At 63.2% G+C, this 21,668-nt stretch carries 11 protein-coding genes; 2 read left to right on the top strand and 9 right to left on the bottom strand.

Annotated features, from left to right (window positions below):
- Positions 1-63: 63 nt before the first annotated feature.
- Positions 64-1,068, bottom strand: coding sequence for a tyrosine-type recombinase/integrase (locus tag G3576_RS32670; RefSeq protein ID WP_164697897.1), 1,005 nt, complete (start codon positions 1,066-1,068; stop codon positions 64-66).
- A 372-nt stretch (positions 1,069-1,440) separates the two neighbouring features.
- Here G3576_RS32670 and G3576_RS28530 point away from each other — a divergent pair, with 372 nt between their 5' ends.
- Positions 1,441-3,825 carry a sensor histidine kinase gene (locus G3576_RS28530; protein WP_164697896.1) on the top strand — a complete coding sequence of 795 codons (2,385 nt, stop codon included), beginning with the start codon at positions 1,441-1,443 and terminating at the stop codon, positions 3,823-3,825.
- Positions 3,825-5,756, top strand: a complete 1,932-nt coding sequence (locus tag G3576_RS28525) for a hypothetical protein (protein WP_164697895.1) — start codon at positions 3,825-3,827, stop codon at positions 5,754-5,756. Before G3576_RS28530 ends, G3576_RS28525 begins: the two co-directional genes overlap by 1 nt.
- Positions 5,757-5,783: 27 nt before the next feature.
- On the opposite strand, the gene G3576_RS28520 is transcribed toward G3576_RS28525, so the two are convergent.
- The 8 genes from G3576_RS28520 to G3576_RS32740 form a co-directional block, all read right to left on the bottom strand.
- Positions 5,784-11,015, bottom strand: coding sequence for an FtsK/SpoIIIE domain-containing protein (locus tag G3576_RS28520; protein ID WP_164697894.1), 5,232 nt, complete (start codon positions 11,013-11,015; stop codon positions 5,784-5,786).
- Positions 11,012-12,553 (bottom strand): hypothetical protein, encoded by a 1,542-nt coding sequence (locus G3576_RS28515; RefSeq protein WP_164697893.1) that lies wholly within the window; start codon positions 12,551-12,553, stop codon positions 11,012-11,014. Before G3576_RS28515 ends, G3576_RS28520 begins: the two co-directional genes overlap by 4 nt.
- Positions 12,546-14,327: a hypothetical protein gene (locus tag G3576_RS28510; protein ID WP_207623092.1), complete on the bottom strand. Its 1,782-nt coding sequence runs from the start codon at positions 14,325-14,327 to the stop codon at positions 12,546-12,548. Before G3576_RS28510 ends, G3576_RS28515 begins: the two co-directional genes overlap by 8 nt.
- A 133-nt stretch (positions 14,328-14,460) precedes the next feature.
- Entirely contained in the window at positions 14,461-15,294 is an 834-nt protein-coding gene (locus G3576_RS28505) for a phosphoadenosine phosphosulfate reductase family protein (protein WP_164697891.1), read from the bottom strand.
- Complete coding sequence (locus G3576_RS28500; RefSeq protein WP_164697890.1) at positions 15,291-18,797, bottom strand: P-loop NTPase family protein; 3,507 nt, start codon at positions 18,795-18,797, stop codon at positions 15,291-15,293. Before G3576_RS28500 ends, G3576_RS28505 begins: the two co-directional genes overlap by 4 nt.
- A complete protein-coding gene (locus tag G3576_RS28495) occupies positions 18,790-19,761 on the bottom strand; it encodes a DUF4007 family protein (protein WP_207623091.1) in 972 nt (323 codons plus the stop codon). The genes G3576_RS28500 and G3576_RS28495 overlap by 8 nt, the downstream gene beginning before the upstream one ends.
- Complete coding sequence (locus tag G3576_RS28490; RefSeq protein ID WP_164697889.1) at positions 19,758-21,020, bottom strand: cysteine desulfurase family protein; 1,263 nt, start codon at positions 21,018-21,020, stop codon at positions 19,758-19,760. The genes G3576_RS28495 and G3576_RS28490 overlap by 4 nt, the downstream gene beginning before the upstream one ends.
- Positions 21,017-21,298 (bottom strand): helix-turn-helix domain-containing protein, encoded by a 282-nt coding sequence (locus G3576_RS32740; RefSeq protein ID WP_407926143.1) that lies wholly within the window; start codon positions 21,296-21,298, stop codon positions 21,017-21,019. The genes G3576_RS28490 and G3576_RS32740 overlap by 4 nt, the downstream gene beginning before the upstream one ends.
- Between the last annotated feature and the right edge of the window lie 370 nt (positions 21,299-21,668).

Below are 21,668 nucleotides of genomic sequence, written 5' to 3'. Positions count from 1 at the left end.
TGTCCACGAAACCGGTTCAACTCCAAGGTCCGCTCCGGGTCGGACCTTCCTGTGCAGGTCGCCCTAGCCATCCCGTCGTGCGTAAAACCGCGCGACGGCGCCACGGCCGGCGAGCGCGCGCTCGGCGTAGCGCGCCGGCATGGCCGGCGACTTCCAGCGGCCCGCCTGCATGATCGCTGGCAGCTCGGAGCCGGAGGCGGCAAGATCCTGCGTCATACCGACGCGCGCCGAGTGCCCAGAGAACGCCGCCGGATCGAGGGCGGCGAGTGCGGCGAGGCCCTTGAGAATCGTCGGGACGGCGGAGGGCGCGAGCCGGCCACCCGGCCGGCCCGCCTTGCTGAGCCGGCGGAAGATCGCACCCTCCGTGACGCCCGCCAGAGTGGTCCAGCGGCGCAGGTGCGCGGCCGCCCGCGGCGACAGCCAAAGCATTGCGCCGCCGCCCTCCTGGTCGGTCTTCGAGCGGCGGATGAGCGCCGTCGCGCTGCCGTCCGCCGCCGGGGCGATGTCCTCGACGTCGAGCGCCACGGCCTCGGCGCGGCGCGCGAGGAGGTCGCGCATGACGAGCAGAAGCGCCACGTCGCGCTGGAGGCGGATCGCGGGCTCGGCGCCGACGACGCGCAGCAGCAGGCGGACGTCGTCCTCGCCGATCGGCGCGGCCTGGCGCTGCCGCGTGCCGAGCGCGCGTGCCATGCGCTTGAGCGCAAGACGCACCGCCTCGGCCCGGACTGGGTCGTCAAGGCCGGCGGCGCGGTGCAGCGCGCCGATCGCCCAGACCGCCTGGCGGATGGAGGCTGGCTTCAACGGCCGCGCGGCGAGCGCGTCGACATAGGCGGCGACCGCCGTCGGCGGGCATGGCAGAGCCGGCACGCCGGCCTCGGCGGCCCAGGCGGTGAAGGCCGCCGAGGCCTTGCGCAGCGCGCGCTCGGTCTCGGGCGCGAAGGCGCCGCGAGCGGCGTGGGCATGCGCCTCGAGCCGCTCGGCGACCGCGGGCGCCACGGAGCCGCCGGGTGTCAGCTCCGCCGCCTCCGCGGTCAGCGCCAACCCCCGCTTGTCGTCGTCCGCCGCCACAGGATCCCCCCGGATCGCCCCCGGGGCACCCTGCCCCGGCGCCGGCCGAATTACCAGCGGTAATTTCAGTTACCGTGGATAATGGTGCCAGCTGGGCTCAAGAATGCGAAAGGCATCGCCATCCGGCATGATGAACGGCAGCCTTGGCCGCAACACTATCCTGGCAGCTCGCTACAGCGACAAAGTCTACTCCGGCTGCCATAGATGGGTCCGATCGAGCACCTTCGGCAACGACTCAGCGCGCGGGCCTTAGTGCCGCGACGACACGGGCGCGACGCCTCACACGCCCGCGCCTCATCGGATTCCACTATTCGGTTGCCTAGTGGCAGCCTCCTTGGCAACCACAGCGCGTCCACCTAACAATGTGGGACGATGTCGTTCACATTTGCCGCTCGCACGCTGCTTGAGCTTGGGAAGGAGCTGATTAGCTCAGACGAAGTCGCGCTTTATGAGTTAATCAAGAATTCCGTCGACGCGAAATCGCCGAAAATATTCATTTCGGCTAGAATCGTTTTCACAAGATCGATCCTGAACGGAGCAATCAGCATGCTCCGTGATAAAGACGCTAAGAAAAGTAAGTCTAGTTTAAGTCTTGTAGAGGACGTTTTCCATTTTGTTAAATCCTCACTAATCGAAACCGCTCCTGAGGAAGCTAAGCAGGTTCTATTAGGGCGCCTTTCGGAGGCGACGGTAAGTGCGTCACGCTTCGAGGCAGAACTAAACGCCTCTTACATAGAGGAGAACTGGATCGAGGTCCGAGACATAGGCGAGGGAATGTCATTTGAGGACCTGAGCAAGGTCTTTCTGCGTATCGGAACCCGCTCTCGCCGTGCCGACAACATCGCCGGGGCGCAATACCTCGGCGATAAGGGAGTTGGCCGACTTTCCGCTATGAGACTCGGTGAACGACTTGGTGTCCGGACTACGCGTGCAGGCGACACCAGGTGGCATCTCCTCGACATAAATTGGCGTCTCTTCTCGCATGACACAGACGTCGACATCTCAGATGTGAAAATCAAGCCCACCGAAGGCGAATTTAAAAAAGATCAGACGGCCAAAGGGACAAGGATCCGCATATCTGATTTGACGGGTGATTGGAATCCGGATCGCTTTCGTGACCTGCTTCAGGGGAAGATCGCTCGAATGATCGATCCGTTTGAGGCTGGACTGGCAAACAAGCTTCTTGAAGTCCGTCACAACGAGAATCGTATCTTGGTTCCGTCGGTTCCGCCCTCCCTTCTTTCCGCCGCTCACGCGTCTGCCCATGGCAAGCTGTACTTTGACAAGGAAGAGCCGGTGCTCGAAGGCAGGGTAGCGTACCATCGCTATGCTGCGGAGCGGCCGATCAATCAGCGTGGCGCTGAAATTTTCTCGCTTGCGCAGGAAGAGATAAAGCGACGAGGTAAGCGTGGTCACGCAGCGGTAAGGCTCGTGCCGATCCAGCCGGATGCCCTTCGCGCGCTAGGTCCATTTTCGTTCGACGTATACTGGTATAACCGTAGGGTCGTCGAAAAAGTACCAGACCTTACAATGAACTCTTCCGAGACGCGAGATCAAGTCGCGCAATGGTCCGGCGGACCGATGCTTTATCGGTATGGGTTCCGTGTTCTTCCTTATGGCGAACCACAAGATGATTGGCTTAGCTTAGACGTAGTGGCGTTCGGTGTGTCAGGTTTTAAGCTGAACCGACAGCAGGTGATTGGCCGCGTTCGCGTGTGGGCACCCCACACAGCATTAAGCGAACAGACAAACCGGCAAGGACTGATCGATTCAGACGCGGCTTCAGCGCTACGAACCATAATGATGTGGGTGTTGCACGTCGAACTGCGGACCCTGATCAACGAGGTCGATGCCGCCGAGAAGGTCACAAAGCGGAACGCGGAGATCAAGGCACTTGCCTTCCGCGATACGCACCAAGAGGTCCAGGACGCCGTCAGGGCACTCCGCGAGCGCTTGGACCCCTCATCGCAGCCGTTAGTCGCGCGAGTTGCGAGCGGTGTCGACGAGCTCGCGTCGCAGTGTGCGGCGCTCGTCCAACGAATCGATGACGCCGTCAAGGAGGTTACGAGCGACCGAGAGAAGTTTGTCTATCTGGCCGGCATAGGGCTAATGACGGAGTTTATCTTCCATGAGTTAGATCGGTCGGTGTCGCACACACTTCGCTTAGTCAGCGATAGTCGAAAATCATTAACTGCATCTAGCCTTAGGGCGCTGGAAGACCAGCTGATTACACTTCAGAAGCGCATATCCGCGTTCGATGACCTAACGGGTGAACGTCGTCAGTCCAAGTCGACTTTCGATATGGCGGACTTGGTTCGCGACGTGTTGGAAAATCACGCTGGAGAACTTGCGAGACACGGCATAAAGCTGCACAGCAAGCTACCTTCGTTGAAGGTGAAGGCTGTGCGGGGTATGGTCATCCAAATTTTGGAGAACCTCTTTGCTAATGCGATTTACTGGCTGAAGGCGCAGGATCGCTATCAAGTAGGTTTCCACCCGCAGATTTGGGTGGAGCTCAACATTAGCGAAAAGACGCTCACTGTAGAAGATAACGGGCCTGGAATCGCTCCAGAGCGTCGTGAGCTGATTTTCCAACCATTTATCACGTCAAAGCCAGCATCGATTGGTCGTGGGCTTGGTCTATACATTTCAAGAGAACTTGCAGAGTACCACGAGTGGCAGCTCTACCTCGATAGCGCAGTTGGCCGGCACCGCAAAGGACGTCTTAGCGTTTTCGTTCTCGACATGGGGGGCTAATGGTGGATCACGCTAAGCGGATCATCGCCGCAATCGAGAAAGGGGGAATCAACAGGGTTGTCGTCATTGACGACGCCTTCGACGTCCCGGTGCTCACTAATGAGGACGCGGGACCATTGTTGGACTTCTTGGAGAGCGACGCCGCCATCGCTCAACGCAAAGCGCTGAAGATCAAAGGCGATATTCTTGAGCAGGCGATTGCTGCGCTAAATGAAAGTGAGTTCGGAAACGAGGCCCTCACAAGCGTTACGCGGGCGATTTATCACAAATTCGTCGAAAATCTCGATAACAAATTTGATCCGGCTGGGCGCTTTAAGGCAATAAAGGGCTCGAATCTAGAGAAAATTCGGCCGCTTATTAAATTGCTCGCGAAATGTACAGGAATAGAGGTAATTCGCATAGGATCTCATGCTGCTGATGGCGCATTACAGGAAGTCCAGGCACAGGTAGTGTTTATAGATTATCTGCTCGACGGCGCGCTGACCCCAGAAGCAGATCCGGAAACCTCTTCAGGTGCGAGCGCAAGGCAAGCATCCCTGCAGATTGTTCGGAAGGTCTTGAACGCTCAGCCGGGAGCTGGTCCGTCGGTAATTTTGATGTCTTCACATGATGTGCGCGACAAGGCTGATGCATTCAGAAAGGAGATCCGTGACAGCAAAAGGCCCATCTTTGCCAGCCGGTTTCATTTTCTTGCGAAGGATGATCTTGCTGAGCGGGATGGGTCAATCACCGTGGCCTCCGCAGCCGCTGAGGCACTTCTGGACATTGCTCAGCAGCATGTGTTTGCCGGAGCAATCGAAGACGCTCTGACCCACTGGAAGGCAGGTGTTGATAAGGCGGTTGCGGGCGTCTGGCAGGATATCTCGGAACTCGAACTTAAGGACTTGGCCTACCTTTCAAGGTTTAGGTTGGCAGAGGAGGGCCAAGCTCTCACCAGCTACCTAGAATGGTTTTTCGGGGAAGTTCTCGTTGATGCGGTGGCACGTTCCGTGGATTGGAAACAAAGTAGTTTCAGTCTGTTGAACGAGAGCGCTGCGAAGGGTAAGCCAGGCAGCCAGATTGAGGGCGCATTCGACGGCCCAACAGTAAGGATTGCAGAGTTGTACTATCGTACGCGAGTCGACGTGCGACTAGATCGCGAAAATATAGATATGCGTACAGGAGATATCTACAGTTCGCCAAAGCAAAATGAGGTACTTGCGGTCGTCACGCCAGAATGCGATTTAGTGTTACGGAAGGGAAAGCGTGCGGCACCACGTCTCACAGTCGTCGCAGGAATTGTTCATCGATTAAACGCTCCTGATTCGTCGATTGCAGATTTTATAATGCGCGGCAACATGCCTGCTAACGTAACATGGAACCCGAAGGACGTTCGAACCATTGACTACGCTGACGTCGGCAACGAGAAGCAGCACCGACTGCTCGGCACGCTCCGGCCGCTTTACGCGTACGAACTGCAAAGGCGAGTGCTTGCCGAAATGGGTCGGGTTGGTCTCGCAGTAGCTCCGGCCATGGGCATGACCGCAAGGGCCGAGGTCGTTGTTCGTGGCAAAGCAGGTCCGATTAAGCTCGAGCTGCCAGGCGGCGAACTTGCTGCCTGCGCCGTGATTCCGTCGCGAGGCGGGACTGACAAGCCGCGCATCATTTACCATCGGAGCTTCGTCGAGAACCTGCTTGAAGCCCTCCAGAAAATTCAAGCGTGCGCTGACGAGGATGCATCCACAAAAATAGTGGCCGTTCTCCAGCCGAAGGCGCAGATCTCGTTGCTCGAAAAACTCTGCCGAGATGGCCAAGCGGACGGCGAGCAGGCGTACAACATTCTTTCAAGCCTAAAGGCAATCGACAGCAGTCCGAAGGCTCCTTGGTGTCAAATCCTCGTCCAGTACGAAGATGGCGAAGCCGTCGAGATATCCCAAGATGACGCAGCATGATCAAATGCATGCGCGTTCGCGCGTATGCTAGGGGTCCGCTTTTTTGTTCAGAGCTAGCTGGACTACGGTTTCAATGAAGTCGGGCGTCACGTAAGGAACTTGCGCGTAAACGAGCTCTCTCTCCCCCTCCAGCTTGGCCAGCAGATGGCCCCGACCGAGGAGCCTTTCCGCTCCCCGCTCGCCCAGCGCTATCTCGGAGGTGCCTTCTGAATCCACTCGAAGAATCAGCCGGTTTCCAAGATTTGCGCGAAGCTGCATTGGCATGACGTTGGCGTCGGGTCGCTGCGCTGCGAAAATTAGGTGAATTCCGGCAGCGCGCGCCTTCACTCCCAACCGCTGCACCATAGCGGAGATCGCCTCGCGGTACTCTTCGGTCAGCATCCACTCTGCGAATTCGTCGTGCACAAGCCAGATGACTGGAAGCCGATGCTCTGGCTGAGCTTTTGCATTGAAGCTTGCAAGGTTTGACGTACGCGCCTCTCGGAAGAGGACGTACCGACGATCCATCTCCCGCACGAGGTCGGCCAGGCGCTGGGTCGCGATCTCCTGGTTGTCGATGATTCCCCCGTCGAGATGCGGGAGATCCTCAAACGCGAAGTAGTCCACACCCTGTTTCGGATCGATCATCACAATGCGTGCTTGCTCGGGCGAGTTGGTTGCGGCGATCGCAAGGAGGATGTTCTGGACAAGAACGGACTTGCCGCTACCCGTGCTGCCCGCGATCAGGGTGTGGGGCGCGTGCAGCGACGACGGTGCAAGGATCAAGGGGTTTCCATCGCGCTCCCGGACGCCGATCAGTAGCTCTTGGTTGCCCCATCCGTTCTGTGGCGGAGTCCACGACGACCAGAGGGTCTCTATCGACACTATCTGTCTGGGGTCACGCTCGACGGCCAGCACCACTGCCCCCGGCTCTGGCCGGATCGAGATGATGTTCAGGCCAAAGGTGGTGAGCAACTCTGATCGCCGCTTGTTCACCTGTTCGACGGTTAGGTTCGCGCTGCCCGCGAACCGCAGGAGTGCGCTGTTGGGCGTCAGAGACGCGCCGAGGAGTTTGGCCTGTAGCTGAAGCTGCTGGAGCGCACCCTTGGTGGCGCTGGACACCCGGGAGAGCCACTCGCTCGAACCGTCGGTTGGCAGCGTCGCTGCTTCCGGAGCGCGCAGCAAGACGTTGATGTCCGGGTGCGCCCAACCTGAAGGCTGCGCGCTCGATGCGGCCAATGGGGGCTGAGCCGCGGATCTTGGAGGCGAGGCCTGCGCAAGACGTTCCGTCGAGGGCGTCTCTGAAGTAATCGTGGCTCTGGTCGAAGGACCACGGCTTTCCAGGTCCGGCGCGGGCTCTGCGCGGCTCGGCCGCCGCCAGGACGGCGCTGCGTTGAGGTGGTCCGCTCCTAACTGCCGCCGAATGTCTAGCGTGCTTCGGCGCTGCCAGTAGGCCATCAGCAACCGCTTCAGCGCTCCGCGCCCGTAGACCTCTTGATGCGCGCCGGCCGCGCCGGGGAGCTCGGAGAATTCGGTGGGGTCCTCGTCGGCACCTGTCGGTACGAAGACGTGTGAAACGCCGCGGAGCTCGATCTCGCAGCGCCCTTCGCGCATGGCGCGCCGCCATTCGCCCAGGTCTACGCCGCTGGCTGCCGGGACACGGATGCCGTCGAGCATCAGGTCGGCCAGGCGCGAGAGCCAGGACTGGCGGTCCAGGCGCTCCGGCTCGCCGAACACCGCCTCGTCGATGCGCTTCAGCGTGTCTCGCAGCTGCTTCTGGGACTCCTTTCGCTTCGCGGCGAGGCTCTCCAGCTCTACATACTTCGCCTCGGCCACGAGGAGTGACGCGCGCAGAACGCCGCCGGGCCCCACCATGGGGCTTATGGCGAGCAGGTCGGCGAGTTGCTCCTCGCGCTGTCCGACCCAGGCCGCATAGTCGTCGAGGAAGTACCAGCCAGCCAGGCGATCGTCGCCAAGCTCGTCGCGCAGAAGGCGGCGGCTGAGCACAACGCCGATTAGCTCGCTCGCGCTTTGGCCGCGCCGAGCAGCTCGGAGCACAATATCACCGGACACGTCATTGGCGTCGTCGATGAGCCGGTCCGCTAGTGCTCGCAGGTCGGCCTCGGAAAGGTCGAGGGCGAGCGAGCGCAGGCGGTGGAGAATCATTGAGCGAAGAAGGCTCAAAGGCGCCCGCGACGAGATGATGAGATTGCGACCCTGCGTGGATGTCTGCTTGAAGCGGATCACGCGGACGTCTTGATTTAGGAGCTGCCGACGGTCGAGAAGGTCGTCGAAGTTCACCACCCATCCGCCCAGGTCGTGGGTCTCTTGGAAGATGCGAGAGGTCCGCGGATCACGGAAATCGAGCTGCCGCACGGGTAGGAGCCGGCGCCCGGTGTCCCCATCCCAGTCGCCGCGGAAAATCGTCGCCATGGCAGAGAGGTAGGACCACCCCTCAAGAGGCTGCACTGGGCAGCACAGGTAGGCCGCTGACTTCAGGTCGTCCGCCGCTGCCGGCCGCCGGCGCGACCACCGGGAGGGCATGAGCGCGGCGAAGTCAGCAGGATCAGCCTTCTCGGGGTACCACTCGACGCGCGCGTGCCGGGAGATGACATCCTGCGAGAAGACAATGTCGTATGGGCATCCGTCCCTCGGATCGGGCGGCGGGGCTTGGTCCGCCACGACGGAGATACGTAGCCGCGCCATGAAGTCTTGAGTCGCCTCGCTCGGGCTATACGCGTCGGCGTCCACTTCGGCCGATAGGATCGCACGATAGAGGTCGCGCAGTCGGCCTCCGTCCACGTGTCTGAGGAGGACTTGGCAACGGACGTCCTCGTCGTCCTGAATGGACGCAACGCGCTCAACCACCGCCTGCGGCAGCCTAGCGGAATCGCAGTTGAACAGCACGACGGACAGGTTAGCCCGCTCGTGAGGGTTAAGGGCGAGGTACCGCCGCACCAGGTCGAGCACACACGCGCTCCCCTCCGCCGGATTCTCGTTGGTGTCCTCGCCGGCATCGGGAGTTGTGACTGGAGGCTCGTTGAGGGTGTAGTCCCCCACGACGTCGCTCACTGCCAGCAGGCGCGGCTCGTCTGCAGTCCAAGCGATGACAATCTCAGGATAGAGGGGGTGTGCTAGGTCGGCGGCCAAGTCGCGAAAGAAAAGGCGCGTGTCGCCAGCCGCCGCGTCGCGTGAAGTGAGCAAGCGCTGCACCAGGTCGGCGACTAGGCGTGCCTTCCGCCAGAGCGCGGCCAGGCGCAGTGGGTGCCAAGGCGCGACAACTGCCGCCGGGGCGCCCCCGTCCACCGGGACAACGCCGATCTGTAGAAGAGGCTGCAGCAGTAGTCCGCGGTTGCGGTCACCTTTGGCGAGAGTAAGCACCAGCTCCAGGAGCGACGCGAATGCGGTTACTTGGGTGCGGTTGGCATGTGCCGCGGCGCCGTGTGATGGAAAATTGCGGATTGCCTGGCTGTAGGCGTCCTCAAAGCGGCTGAACGCCGCTTCCAGCGAAGCGGCCGTAGCAGCGGAGAGGTATCTGCCTTCGAGGCAGGCGCGAAGATTCCGGCGCCAGTGAATGGCGATGTCTCGATCAGCCTTGTAGGCCGGCACGAAGGACCCGCGGTCACGGTCATACGCCGGGACGAGGGTCCGGACGTCAGCAAGGTTGATCGTTTGCGCCCGAGCCTTTGATCCAAAGTCGCGCGAAGCCCTGCATGCGATGAATGGATGCTTGGCCAGTCGCCCCCAATCCTCGGGGAGCTGGCTCGTGACGGCGTTCGGCTCGTGGCGCCAAACGAGCTGCGCTGAGCAACTCTGGGTGCTCCCCGTCTCCGTGTCTGTCTCGAGTTCCAGCACGAACCGAAGCTGCAGCGCAGAGCGCGCGACTGATCGGTTTAGGCCGCCCTTGCCGGCAGAGCGCCAGGCAACGGTAAGCTCGGGGAAGGCGAAAAGATCACCGACGTCCCAAGCGACGTTGTCCCCAAGAAGTCTCTCCAGACCAGCGTAGCGGTGGGCGAAGAAGAGGCCGGCGTCCACGTTCAGCTCACGCAGATCGCGCTTGGTGGCGCGCTCGCACCGGATACTGAGCCGACGGCCCACTCCGGAAGGGGCTCGATTGAAGAGAGGCTCCAGGGCGGCGCTCAACCCCGCTAAGAAGTCAGTCGCCTCGATGGGCCTGCCGAAGACGAACCGGTCCCAGGCGGACTTCAGCTTTCGGTCTTCCTTGAGCTCACCGCGGTGCGCCTCGTAGAACCCTGCGTCGTCCTCGGTCGCCTCGCTGGTGCGGCGGCCGGCAAGCAACTTAAGGTACTCCCGGTCGTCGTCCGACAGCAGGCCTGGCTCGCGCTCTGCGTAGAAGTCGAGAGTCCCCTGCGCAAGATTGAACTTCTCCCGCTGCAGGCCGTCGAAGAGGGGCTTTACCTCTTCCCACTCACACTCAGAGAGCCGGGCTGCCTGCGAGTTCCAGCCGCTCGGCGCGGCGATAAAAGCCGTGACGCTGGGGTGATGTGCCTCCGGAATAGCCTCGCGCACCTTCTCGAAGGCCGAGGAGAGATCGTCCTCACCCAGAATCAGTTGAGAAGCTGTCTGCTTCAGGAGCAGGCCGCCGCGGCGACGCTGGGCATTCGCAAACTGTGCACGCCAAGCCGACGCGTGACCACGCACCTTCTCCTTCAAGCCAAGGAAGTACGAGCTGTCACGCGGGAGGCGCAGCGCCGGAAGCGCGAAGCCCATCGCACGCAGCAGCGGCAGGCCGTCGCCCTCTACGGCGTCGCGCGTCCGAAGAACGTAATCCGCAAACCTGTCGAGAGATACGAGGCGGAGGTCCCGGAGGCCGGCGAGCGCCTTCTCCCACCAGCGTAGCTGCTCCTCAGGAAGTGTCAGACCCGCCGACGCAATGCGAACCCAAAGATCCAGACGCTCCAGCAGCTCAGAAGGCCCGAGCCGAGCGATTTCGTTGAAGGAGGCCTCCTCGTCGTGCTCGACGCTCGCAAGCAGGAAGGCCGCTTTGGAGCAGTCCGCGTTGCGGAAATAGGTCGCCGGCAGCGACGTGAGCGTCTCGTCGGGCAGGCCGTATCCCGCGAGGTAGTCGGCCGGGAGCTTCAGCTCGATCCGTTCCTGGAGCACTGGATCGGCGAGCACAGCCTTCGCGACCGCGGCCGTCTGCTCCGGCCCGAGGTTGAGCGCGTAGCGGCCGGTGCCCTGCGAGCCGCCTGTATCGGGTGCGAGCTCCTCGGAAAGGATAGCTGCGGCGACGGCACCGATAAGCTCGGAGGCTATCATGCCGCGCCTCTTTGGTAGGGGTTCTCCACGTAGGCGCAAGCGTCTGACAGGCGCCGCAGCATCCCCAGAGTTCGGAGCCGTCCTTCCAGCCGCTCGGAGTTTGCCTGAAAGGCACGCTTGTCGAAATCCTCGGCGCTGAGTGCCTGGCGCGCCTCCCGCTCGCCGAACACCAAGCCGTAGCGATCGAAGAGGACAGCGAGAAACTCCCCGTACTCCATCCGTGATGGCACGTTGGCCAGGATGAGAGCTTTAAGTAGACCGTCGGTCGGGGCGTAGCGAAGCCGGTTCGTGCCGCGACGCGATACTAGGCCACACCCGCCGCCGTAGCTCCGATGGACGTTGGCGACGTGCTGCCGGTGCCGCGCGACCGCTGCGCGCCGGAGGGCGGCGAGTAGCGCTTCGGGGTCGGCTGGACCCTCGTAATCGTCGTCGTCACGCGGCCAACTTACGCGCGCGCGAAGCTGCTCGCGACACGCCGCGAACCCCGCGGGGTCGGAAGCTGCCGCTTTCCAGTCGGCGCTCGCGCCGATATTGGCCACGTACCGCTCGACGGCTCGCTGCGGAAGCTGCGTGTTCTGCAGGTAACTCATCACCGAGAGCTCACGGACGAGGCTCTTGCGAGGCGACACGACCTCGCAGACCAACGTCGGGCGCGGCTCGGCACAGACAGCTGCGGCCACAACAAGCTGGTACAAGGCGAGATGAAGCGTGCTCAGAGCCGCAAGATGCGGGTACGCGTCGAAGCGCGGTAGCCCAGCCTCAAAGACAGACAACCAGTCCTGCGCGAGGGCGTCGAACGCTGGGTGCCGGGCATACGGCAGATAGCTGTTTCCTCGGACCTGCCTGTCGTCCGGTCTGTCCGGCTGCAAGAGCCGCAGCAGCCTGTTACAGGGGTCATCCCGGTCGAGCGCTGCGGCCAGGCGTGGACGCAGTTCGTCGACGTGCCGGGAGCGGGCGAGCATCTGGTAAAGGAGCTCGCCAGGCCGCCCGAAGTATATGTATTCCCGACTGGCCGAGCCGCCCGCTACATTCAGATCCTCGTAGATGGCATACCGACCGAACGGAAATACAAAGCGCGAACTCCATCGTTTGTTGGAGCCGCTCTCGATAGTGGTGGAGCGCAGCATGCCGACGAGGGAAGCAAATTCGGCAAACGAACGAAAGCGGTGTCGAAGGTAGGAGAAGTCGCGGTCGGGCACGCCCTGCGCGTTGTCCTGCATCCACGCGAGCCAATTCGTCCACGCCGTCGCATCGTCGGTGTGTCGCCGTGCTACATCAGAAAGGGCCTCGTTGTTATAAAGGATGTTCCTGAGGTGAAGCCGCTTAGAGGGGCGAAAGATCAGCGGGAACTCCGGCGCACGTGACAGCAATCGCGCGTCAGCGTGTGCAGCTTCAGCTACGGTCAAGAACTCGAGAAAAATGAGCCACGGGCTTTGGGAATCCCAAAGGCGGTGGCCCCAGATCTGCTCGTCGAGCCACATCGCATTGTCGTGGAAGTAGCTCGGCGGTGGCGGCGGGAGCTGCACCACATCAACCATTGGACGCCTCAATCACATCGTCGACCGGGTTTCCCGCTCCGTCGAGGCTCAGGAGCCTGAACGCGAGGCCGTCGTCGTCGCCATCGCCCTGCTCGCGTTGTACAGCTGCGAGGAGTGTGCTCTTGAACGCGAGGATGTCTTCGTAGCACTCGCGCGAGAAATTTCCGGGGAGCGCGCCTTCGCTTACGCGCATGAGGAACTCGTAGCGGGTGAGGTTAAGTCGCAGGGATCGGAGTGCGCCAGTCGGAAGGTGGACGTCGAGGTGAGGAAAGCCGCGTCGCAGCGAAACCTCGATCCGCTCCTGGCGGCCTCTAGCGGAGACCGCGATCCGGTCCTCGAGCAACTGGCTTACTGGCGCGCCGGAGAACGAGAGGCTGGTCGCCAGCAGTAGCTCGCGCTCCGAGGAGACGAGAAGCCCAGTGAAGATGCGGTTAAGGCCGCGAACGAGTCCCGCCACAACGTGCTTGGCAACGCGGCCGCCAGAGAGCAGAGGCGCGGTGACGTCGTCGAGGTACTCGCCCGCGCCCGTAAACACCGTGAGGCGCCATAGATTGAGCTCGTTCGCCTGCGAATCAGGGATGCGGAAGAATAGCGCGCGACGCTGCTCCGTGAGTGCCTCCAGAAAAGGGTGCTGCTGGCCGCCAGCCCCCTCTGGGGCTTCCACGTACGAACGCTGCTCTGCGCGGAAGCGCTCCGTGCCCCCGTAGAATGGGTCGGACGCCACGAGGGTATCGTAGTAGGGGCGCAAGGTCTCGTCCTCTGCCCCGAAGATCAGGATGTTGTCGATCCTGTTGGTGGTCTCCTGGCCGATGCCAAAGCGGGCGAGGTACTCGAATATCTCGAGGGACTCGCGCTTCGTCGCAGTCAGGTTCGCACCGAACAGGTTCGAGAACAGGCTAGCGCCGCGGAGGTCTCCAGACCGGAGTAGTCCGCGCACGTCCCGCGGCGCCATAAGCCGGTCCCTGGCTGCCGGATGCCCGAGCACTGCATTGGCCAGGAGCATCAGCACGCGCCGCACGGGCGTATGAAGCTCATTGAAATCGCAAAGACGAAACAGCGCGTGCAGACGGGCGCGCACGAGCGGTTCGCCCAGGAGTTCGTAGTTGCGCCGGATGGGGCACCGCGGGCCGAAGAAGCCGTCTGGCTCGGCCTCATCGTAGCAGGCGCGCCAACCCTCGTGAGCGAGGAGGGAATCGAGGGCGAGTGTCAAAACCTCCGAGCTAGGTACCGAGCTCAGGTTGAAGAAGCGCAGGCGGCGGACTTCATTCGGATCGCCCTCCTCCATGAGGCGCGCCTCGAAGAGGGCGTGGGCCCTCGCCGTCGACGGTGTCCCGCCGAGCCGCCGCCATTTCTCGACAAGCTGCCCGTCATTGGCAGCCAAGAGGAACAGGTCTGGCCCTGGCTCAAAGAGCGCGTCGCTGAGGCGCTGCAGGAGGGCCGACTTGGTGGTGTAACGGCCTTCGGGGTCGTGGTCCGGCAGAGCCGTGAGGTCGCGGATCACGTGCAGGGTGCGGGGTTGGCCCCCGGCTGAGACGTTCATCCGGAAGTACACGTTGTTCGAGGCCCACGCGGCAGCATCGCCCCCGAGAACTTCCCAGATGCGGCCGCACAGGTAGCTCTTCCCGTCTCCGGCGGTCCCGGTGAGCACCACCGCGCCCAAGCTGGCTGGGTCGTCCGAGAGCGTCCCGAGGAGGGCTTGCTCCATCGGGTGGTCGAAGACGATCGGCAGCACTCCCAGGCGCCCTGCTGAACGCCGTATGTGCTCGTCGAACATGTTGTCGTTGCGCGAGATCGGCCCGTACTGCCGAAGAAACCTGACCCAGCGCTCCCCTGCCCCCCCCATCGTCCCCTGCCTCCCGGCTAATTGCCGCCCAGGACGGCTAGGCGCCTGAGGGTCGCCACGGGCGTCACAGCGAACAAATCAGGCATCCTTCGCGCAGCCCGGGGTCGTCCTCGGCCTCCATGCCGCCCAGCGTCTCCACGAGCGTCAGGCCTTTGCGCTTCGACCGCGAGCGCGCCTGGGCAGCCTCCCAGTTCTCCTTAATCTGCTGCATGCGCTCGGGGCGCTCGAGGTCCGCCAACCTTTCGTTTCGGCACCAGTAGAACTGCTCGCCGTGGAGAACAGCCCTCTCCTCGTATTCCTTCGCTTGATCGAAGTGATCAGGATGTTGCTCCTTCAAGCGGACCCACTCAATCTTTTGCTGATAGAAGCAGAAGAAGCAGCCCGATCGCGAACGGCCCCACTCCATGTAAGGCGGTAGCCCCAGACCCGAATCCTCCAGGATGCGCATAATGTCAGCGCGGACGAGGCCGTCCTCTCGGAACGGGTAGACGGCGGTAATGTTCGGTTTGGTACTGATGTAGCCGGTCCGCTTCTCGTCGGCACGGAGGCCGACGTAGTTGATGACCAGATCATCCCCTACATAGTTCTCGAACGGCTTCAGCTTCAGCATCTTCGTGCACCACCTGCGGTGGTTCGAGGGCAGCATCATCCCGTACACGACGAGCCAGTGGTCAAAAGTGTCTGTCGGCGACGTTCGGACGACCGGCTGCCCAAGTATGGCCTCTAGCCGGGCAATGTAGTCGTATGTCTCGGGAAGTTCTTTGCCGCTATCGTGGAAGATGTATTCCATTTCGGATACGCGGTCGCGCATGTAGATCGCAAGAGCCGCGCTGTCCTTGCCTCCAGAGAGGCTCAGGATATGCCGAGACGGACGCTCAGCCCCGTCCGCCGCGCTCACCGCTTGCGCTCCAGGTGCGAAGCAGCGGCCGCATCGGTTGTCTCGTCGCGCTCGGCTCGATCATCTGACACGGCGAGTTCCTCCCAGAGCAAGCGGGAAAGTATTTGGAGCCGGAGAGCCCGGCTTCGCGGGAGACGGGCGGCAGCGGCGCGCACCAGGTCTTCGGGCGGCTCCGCCTCGCCCGTCTCAGGCAAGACAACCCGGACGCGCTCAACACCGTCAGCGCGCGTCAGGCTGACCCGCACCGCCTCCTTCACTGGTACAGTGCTCCCGCCACGGCTGAAGGCAGCCGCCTCAACGCGGTGGAACAGCTCAGCCAGAGCGCCGACTTCCTCAACGAACCGCGCCTCGTCGGCGCTGCTCCACTGCTTGGGCGGCTTCGCCACGATGAAGCTGCCTAGGGCTTCGGCCCACGCCTCGTCCGACAGGCCGGGGTCGCGGAGGCGAAGGGCGAACGTTCGCAGGCGCGGCTCACGCGCGACGAGAGAAACCGACGCCGCGCGCTGCGCAAGGCGCGTGCGGTCCAGCGCCTCGCCGGTGTTCCCGACCGCAGAGGCAACCCCCCGAATGGTCCGCCCGATGAGCTCGTGGTAGGCCGCGCGCAGCTCGTCGAGCGCCTCCCGCAAGACTTCGACAAACGCGCGCACACGCGCAGGATCGGCCGGCTCGTTCAGCGCGAAAGGCGGCATGTCGAGCGCCTGCGGCAGCTCTCTGAAGAGCAGTGGACCGGGCTCGCGTGCGGATAGGAGTACGTCGCGCACCGCGAGCGTTTGTCGGCCTAGGATGCTGGTCCGCCGCGTGTACTCCGGCAATCTCGCCGCGAACTGGCAAAGCGTCCGCACGACGTCCAGGACGTCCGGCCTTCGGCCAACAGGAGGCTCTGCGAAGGCCGCGGCCAGCTCCTGGAACACATCCGCACGGACACCTTCAACACTGCAGTGCTGGATCTCGAAACTGGCAGGCGCCTTGGTCAGGCGGAGAAAGTCTGGCGGGCCAAACCTATGGAGGAACGTACCGTTTTCGTAGATGGCCAGTTCATGCGCGCGCGTCCGTAGCACAATCGCAAGAAGGAGCAGTGCGACGCCGTTGCGCACTCCGTACTGCGGGCGCCGGATAACGTCCAACAGCTGAAGAACCGCGACCCGTCCGCCCTGCGCCGCCGTGACGACATCAATGATCTTCGAGATGGCCGGCCGCAGATTGAGCGGATCCGCCTTCTCGGTAGGCTCGACCAGCCGGTAGCGACCGTTCTCCTCGACGTGCACGAGCCCCTTTTTGAGCACGGAGAGATACATCGATTTCTCGGGCGGCGACTTTAACGGATCCATGCCGAAGAGGGGCTGGTCGGAGGCCTCGAATATCCCTCCAATGAGCCGCATGCGCGCCCCTGCAGCCGCGCTGCTGAGTGCATTCCGGTTGAGCAGCTCATTCTTGATGCGCGGCGCATCCTCGAAAAGCTTATCGCAGATGCTGGACAGCAGGCGCGATATCCCACGGCCATCCATAGGGCCGAGCTGCTTTCCGCGGCGGAACAGCAGCTGGCCTGGTGCACTGCCGGTGCGCAAGCCTACCGCCTCTACAAGGCGCACTGAAAGGGCGCGCCGCGCGGCAGACAGCTGTCGCTCCACCTCGGCGGCGGCATAGCTGTCCTCGGCTAGCGCGGGCGTGTTGGCCGCGACCCACGTCCAGCAGCGCACGTCGTGCAGTTCCGGAGCCAGGCTTAGGAGTGGCGTGGTGACGCAGACGACGACGTTGTCATGGGAGGTGTAAGGCTCTGCGAGCGCCAAATCGACGATGGCTGCGCGCTCAGCCTCGGTGTCGACGAGGGCGACCACGATTGCTCCGTCGCCCTCGATCGGCGTGGCAAGTGCGGTGGAAAGAGCGGCCGAATGCGCATATCGAATTTCAAAGTAGCGCAGAGTGCCCCGTTCAACGTAGTGCCGCCTGGCCAGGATGGGCTCTCTGTCGAGATACTGGTCGAGCCCGCTGGCCACGGTCTCGACCGGACCGAGGGCGCGTGTGGCCTCGGCGAGCGCCATATCCAGGCTCACACTGGAGGTCGGCCATAGGCGATAGGCACCAGCCTGGCCCCGGCCAAACAGAAGGCCGCGCTCCGCCAAGCGGGCGAGCACGCCACCGACGTCGGACGTGCCCGTACCCACGAAGCTTGCGCGAATGGCGCGTTCCGTTGGCAAAAGGTCGTCGGCATCCAGCAGGTTTAGGACCGCGACAGCCTTCAACACGGCGATCTCGCGTGGCTCAAGCTCCGCCACCGCGTCGATGCTCGCTGCGATGCGAAGCCACTGACTGCGGTAACTGGCGCCCGCCAAGCGGTGGCCGAAAGCCGCACGCACGTAGTCGTAGAAATCAGCGAGCGTGTACCACGCCTCAGGCGCCACCGGTCTCGCGGCGAACGCCTGAAGCGCGAAGGGCTCCGAGGAAAGCAAGAATCCGAAGAGCGACCGCTCATGCTGCCCGAAGCGGGCGAAAAACCGGACAAGCACAGGCAAAAGGGTCGGATGAAGGGGGTAGAGCTGCTCGGCGTCGAGCGTCGCCGCTGCGGCCGTGGCACCGCCAAGCCATCCGGACGCAGCGGTGGCCCGCGCGACATCGCGGGCGACGTTGCGCACGCCCTGAGGCAGCCTGCATTGGTCTATGCCAATGGCCCCGGACACCAGAGCCGCCGTGTGGGCAAGCGGCTGGTCGAACACAAGCTCCTCGAAGCGCCCGGCCACCTTGTCCCATTCGTGACGGAGCGCCGAGGGCAGCCGCTCAGCGTAGGCGCCGAAGCCTTGGTGCAAAAGGCCTAAGAAGAGAAGTGGTCGCTCGCCGCTGCGTGCAGCGGCCTCGGCTACTGTCTGCAGGACAAAAACGTCCTCGCGGTCTGGATGTTGGGCGGCGTACTCAAGCAGCTTGCCCATCTCATCGACCACAAGCAGCACACCCGCGTGGGTGCGTGCCGCATATGCGCGGACCTGCTCGATGAGCTTCTCTAGATCTGCCGCACTGCCAGAATCGGCGACAGCGTGGGCGAACTTGATCAGTCGCCCAGCCTCGCGCCCGTCTTTGTTCTGGTCCAACGCACGCCAGCGTTCGACGGATTGTGCGATGCCGTGGGCCAAGGCCGGCACGATGCTAGTTCTCGATCCCGTCACGAGCACTGGGCGGAGCGTGGGCCTGTCGCTGCGGCCCACGTGCCAGCCGAGTTCGCCTGCGAGCCGCGCCATCGGACCACCCCGCATGCCCCCTAAAACATGGGCAAGAGCGAGCGCGAAGGACGACTTTCCGACGCCGTAGTCCCCGGTGATCCGCCAAGCCCTATGCCCCGAGCCTGGCCGCAGTCCGTCCTTAAGGCGCTGGAACGCGTCGGCCATCGGCGGTGTCAGGACGTAGCCATCCAGCGCGGACGGATCGTCAAAATCCCTTTCAAGCTGCGCCGATCGGAGGAAGCGCCCAGGTACTCGGAAGAATTCGGCGATGTTTGGGATGATCGCCTTACGCATTTACAGCCTCCGCGTCGTAAACAGACGCGAGGTCTACCGGCCGGCCTCCACGCTGGCGGAACAAAAGGCCCTGGACCGCAGAAGGCTGGAAGCGGAATGGTTTCTTGCTGGCCTTAGAGTCTACGGCGTAGCTCTCCAGACGCGACCTGATGTCGTCCTCAGGAAGCTTGAAGACCTGGCCGGGCGAGCACGGTGCCAGCGTCAACTCGCGCAATGTCAGCGTCTCCTCGCCCGGGCGAAAGCGATCCCAATAATCGATCACGCAGTACTCAAAGAGAGCGGCCGTGATCTCCGGCTTCGGCTCGCGCCTAAACGCAAGCACCGTCTCCCAGCGCCCGCCATCACCCTTGCGCTGCCCAATGGGCTGCAGGAAGCCTAGCTCGGCGAGCGGTCCATCGAGGGAGTCCTCTACGCTCGCTGCAGCCCCGCGTGCAGGGCTGTAGGTGTGAAGGAAAACGTCGAGGTGCTGCGTGAGGGTCACCGCACTGTGGGAATGCCCGAGGCGCTTCGACTCCCGTGTGAATGCGGCGAGTGCCTCGGATCTGACGAACTCGGGGAAGGGCCAGTGGCTCAGAAGGAGCCTCCATGCGAACAGAGCCCCTTGGCTGCGCGAACCCAAATTCCAGTGCAGCAGCCACAGCGTTTTGATGTCCTCGAGGTACGGGTCACATCCGTCCTTTGTGCTGAGCACCACTCGGCCGAAGCGGGTCGGGATGAGGCCCTGACCATCCGGTGCCGGCTCCGCCACTCCCATAGCCTCCACCCAAAAACGGAGTGAACGAACCATGTTCTTGCCCAGGCCAAGCTCGACCATGGCGCTTTCTTCGTTGGCGAAGACCCACTGATCCTTTCGAAGCGCCCGGTACGCTTTCGGGAGCCACGCATACCGGCAAGCAAACGTCTCATGCCCAGAGAACTTGAAGCTCCCGGATATCCCCGTTTCCGAAACTAGAGAGACCGTCACGTTCGCATGCCCATCGCTGTCCTCACGTCGGCGATCGCTGCCGCCAAGAGCGCCGCAGCCCTGTCGACCTCGTCCGTGGTGGTAAATTTGCCCACGGAGACGCGCAGGGCGCTGTCTTGAATGTCCGCGGGCAGCCGCATGGCTCGGAGCACATGCGATGGCGCGTCAGAGCCCGATGAGCAGGCCGAGCCTGTAGAGACGGCGACGTCGCGCCGCACACGGGCGACGACTGCGCCGTTCGGTACCCCCGGCGCACTGATGTGGAGATTGCCCGCTAAGCGGTTCGCCCGGTCCCCGTTGACAACGAGCCTAGGCACAGACGAGAGGAGCGCGGCTTCAAGCCGATCGCGAAGCTCACACAGCCTTACCTGGTCGCGGTCCCTCTCCAAGAGCGAAAGCCGACTGGCTTCGCCGAAGCCGGCCAGCGCGGGCGAATTGGGCGTACCGCTGTGCCCGGCGGCGAGCTCAGCAGCTTCGGAACACGCGAGAGGACCCACAAGCGCACCGGCGCCCTTCGGACCGTAAAGCTTGTGTGCGCTTAGCGCGAGGTAGTCGATGCCCCAGTCCGCTGCGCGGAGCGACCCGGCAGAAGCCGCCTGGGTAGCGTCTACGAGTATTGCCGCGCCCGCACGGCGGGCGATCGCAGCCGCGTCCTCGATGGGGTAAATCGTGCCCACCTCATTGTTCGCTGCCATGAGGCACAGCAAATCTGCTCCCTCGGCAACCGCCGCCGCGATGGCCGAGAGTTCCACGCGGGCTCGCTCGTCCACATTGATCCATACGACCTGCGCCCGCCCGCGGCGTTCCCAGTATGCCAAAGCATCGAGGACCGCCTTATGCTCCACGCGCGTCGCGGCAACTCGTAGCGGTCGGCCTTGGACCGCCTCCTCCGCGATGCCGAGAGCGATCCGGATGGCCTCGGTTGCACCCGAGGTGAAGCGGACATGCTCCGGTTCTGCTCCCACCAGCGCGCCGACATGCTCGCGCGCCTCTGAGAGGAGCGCGGCGGCACGGTCGCCAAAGACATGATCCACGCTGTTCGGATTGCCGAAGCATTCCTCCATGACCCTGCGAACAACAGTGATGACCCGCGGGTCCATCGGTGTTGTCGCGTGATGGTCCAGGTAGATCGGTCGGGGAGGCGCGAGACCGTGCGCGTCCGATGCCGGGCAGGTCGACGTCCATACTCCGGGCGCGCCCTCCCCCTCCCCAGCTCTCGAGAGGCTCGACGCGTGATCGCGGGAGTGAAGCGCTTTCATGCCCCTGCAGCCGCGCGTCGACGGTGACCGCGGCTGCCGGAAGGGGCTGCCGCGCGGAGCCCTACCTGGGTCTGTCGCTGGTAGGCGCGGAGATCCTCCAGCAGGACGCGTCGCTTGCGCCCGACCTTCCGGTGGGGAATGCGCCCCTCGTCGAGGAGGCGGACCAGAAACGGGCGAGACACCATCAGGAAGGCGGCGGCCTCTTGCGACGACAGGTCCTGACGGAGAGGCAGTACGGCCACGTCGTCGCCGCGGCTGAGGTGACCGAGGGCAGTCATGAGCGCCGTCACGGCGGCTCTAGGCAGGGTCACCGGCGACGCGTCGACCAAATCCGTTATCACCCGAACCGTACGGCTAGGCTGCCCAGCACCGGCTTGACGGAGGGCGGCAACGGCCTCTTCCGCGCAGGCGGAGCGTGTCCTTGGCGCAGATGCAGGAAATGAGCCCATCGAATCGCCCCCAGCCCTCCCCAATTCGGCTTACGCGGCGAACGAATCAAACGCAACAGAAGAATGCTGCAAGCTGAGACCCTTGCATGCACCCGAAGCCGGTTTGTGGTCCACTATCCGCCATGCTAGGCCACGATGGGGCTGCGGACGCCGGCGCTTGCCCGGCGCAGCCTCAAAGAGCCAGTTTTCACCAGCACTC

It is taken from the genome of Falsiroseomonas algicola, assembly GCF_011040385.1.
In the GTDB taxonomy this organism is placed as follows: domain Bacteria; phylum Pseudomonadota; class Alphaproteobacteria; order Acetobacterales; family Acetobacteraceae; genus Falsiroseomonas; species Falsiroseomonas algicola.
This window is presented reverse-complemented; position numbering and strand designations above follow the sequence as displayed.

What these genes read in the sequence shown, in the direction of transcription:
- G3576_RS28530 (WP_164697896.1), top strand. Translation starts at nt 1,441, where the DNA reads ATGTCGTTCACATTTGCCGCTCGCACGCTGCTTGAGCTTGGGAAGGAG.
- G3576_RS28525 (WP_164697895.1), top strand. Translation starts at nt 3,825, where the DNA reads ATGGTGGATCACGCTAAGCGGATCATCGCCGCAATCGAGAAAGGGGGA.
- G3576_RS28520 (WP_164697894.1), bottom strand. Translation starts at nt 11,015, where the DNA reads ATGATAGCCTCCGAGCTTATCGGTGCCGTCGCCGCAGCTATCCTTTCC.
- G3576_RS28515 (WP_164697893.1), bottom strand. Translation starts at nt 12,553, where the DNA reads ATGGTTGATGTGGTGCAGCTCCCGCCGCCACCGCCGAGCTACTTCCAC.
- G3576_RS28510 (WP_207623092.1), bottom strand. Translation starts at nt 14,327, where the DNA reads ATGTTCGACGAGCACATACGGCGTTCAGCAGGGCGCCTGGGAGTGCTG.
- G3576_RS28500 (WP_164697890.1), bottom strand. Translation starts at nt 18,797, where the DNA reads ATGCGTAAGGCGATCATCCCAAACATCGCCGAATTCTTCCGAGTACCT.
- G3576_RS28490 (WP_164697889.1), bottom strand. Translation starts at nt 21,020, where the DNA reads ATGAAAGCGCTTCACTCCCGCGATCACGCGTCGAGCCTCTCGAGAGCT.
- G3576_RS32740 (WP_407926143.1), bottom strand. Translation starts at nt 21,298, where the DNA reads ATGACTGCCCTCGGTCACCTCAGCCGCGGCGACGACGTGGCCGTACTG.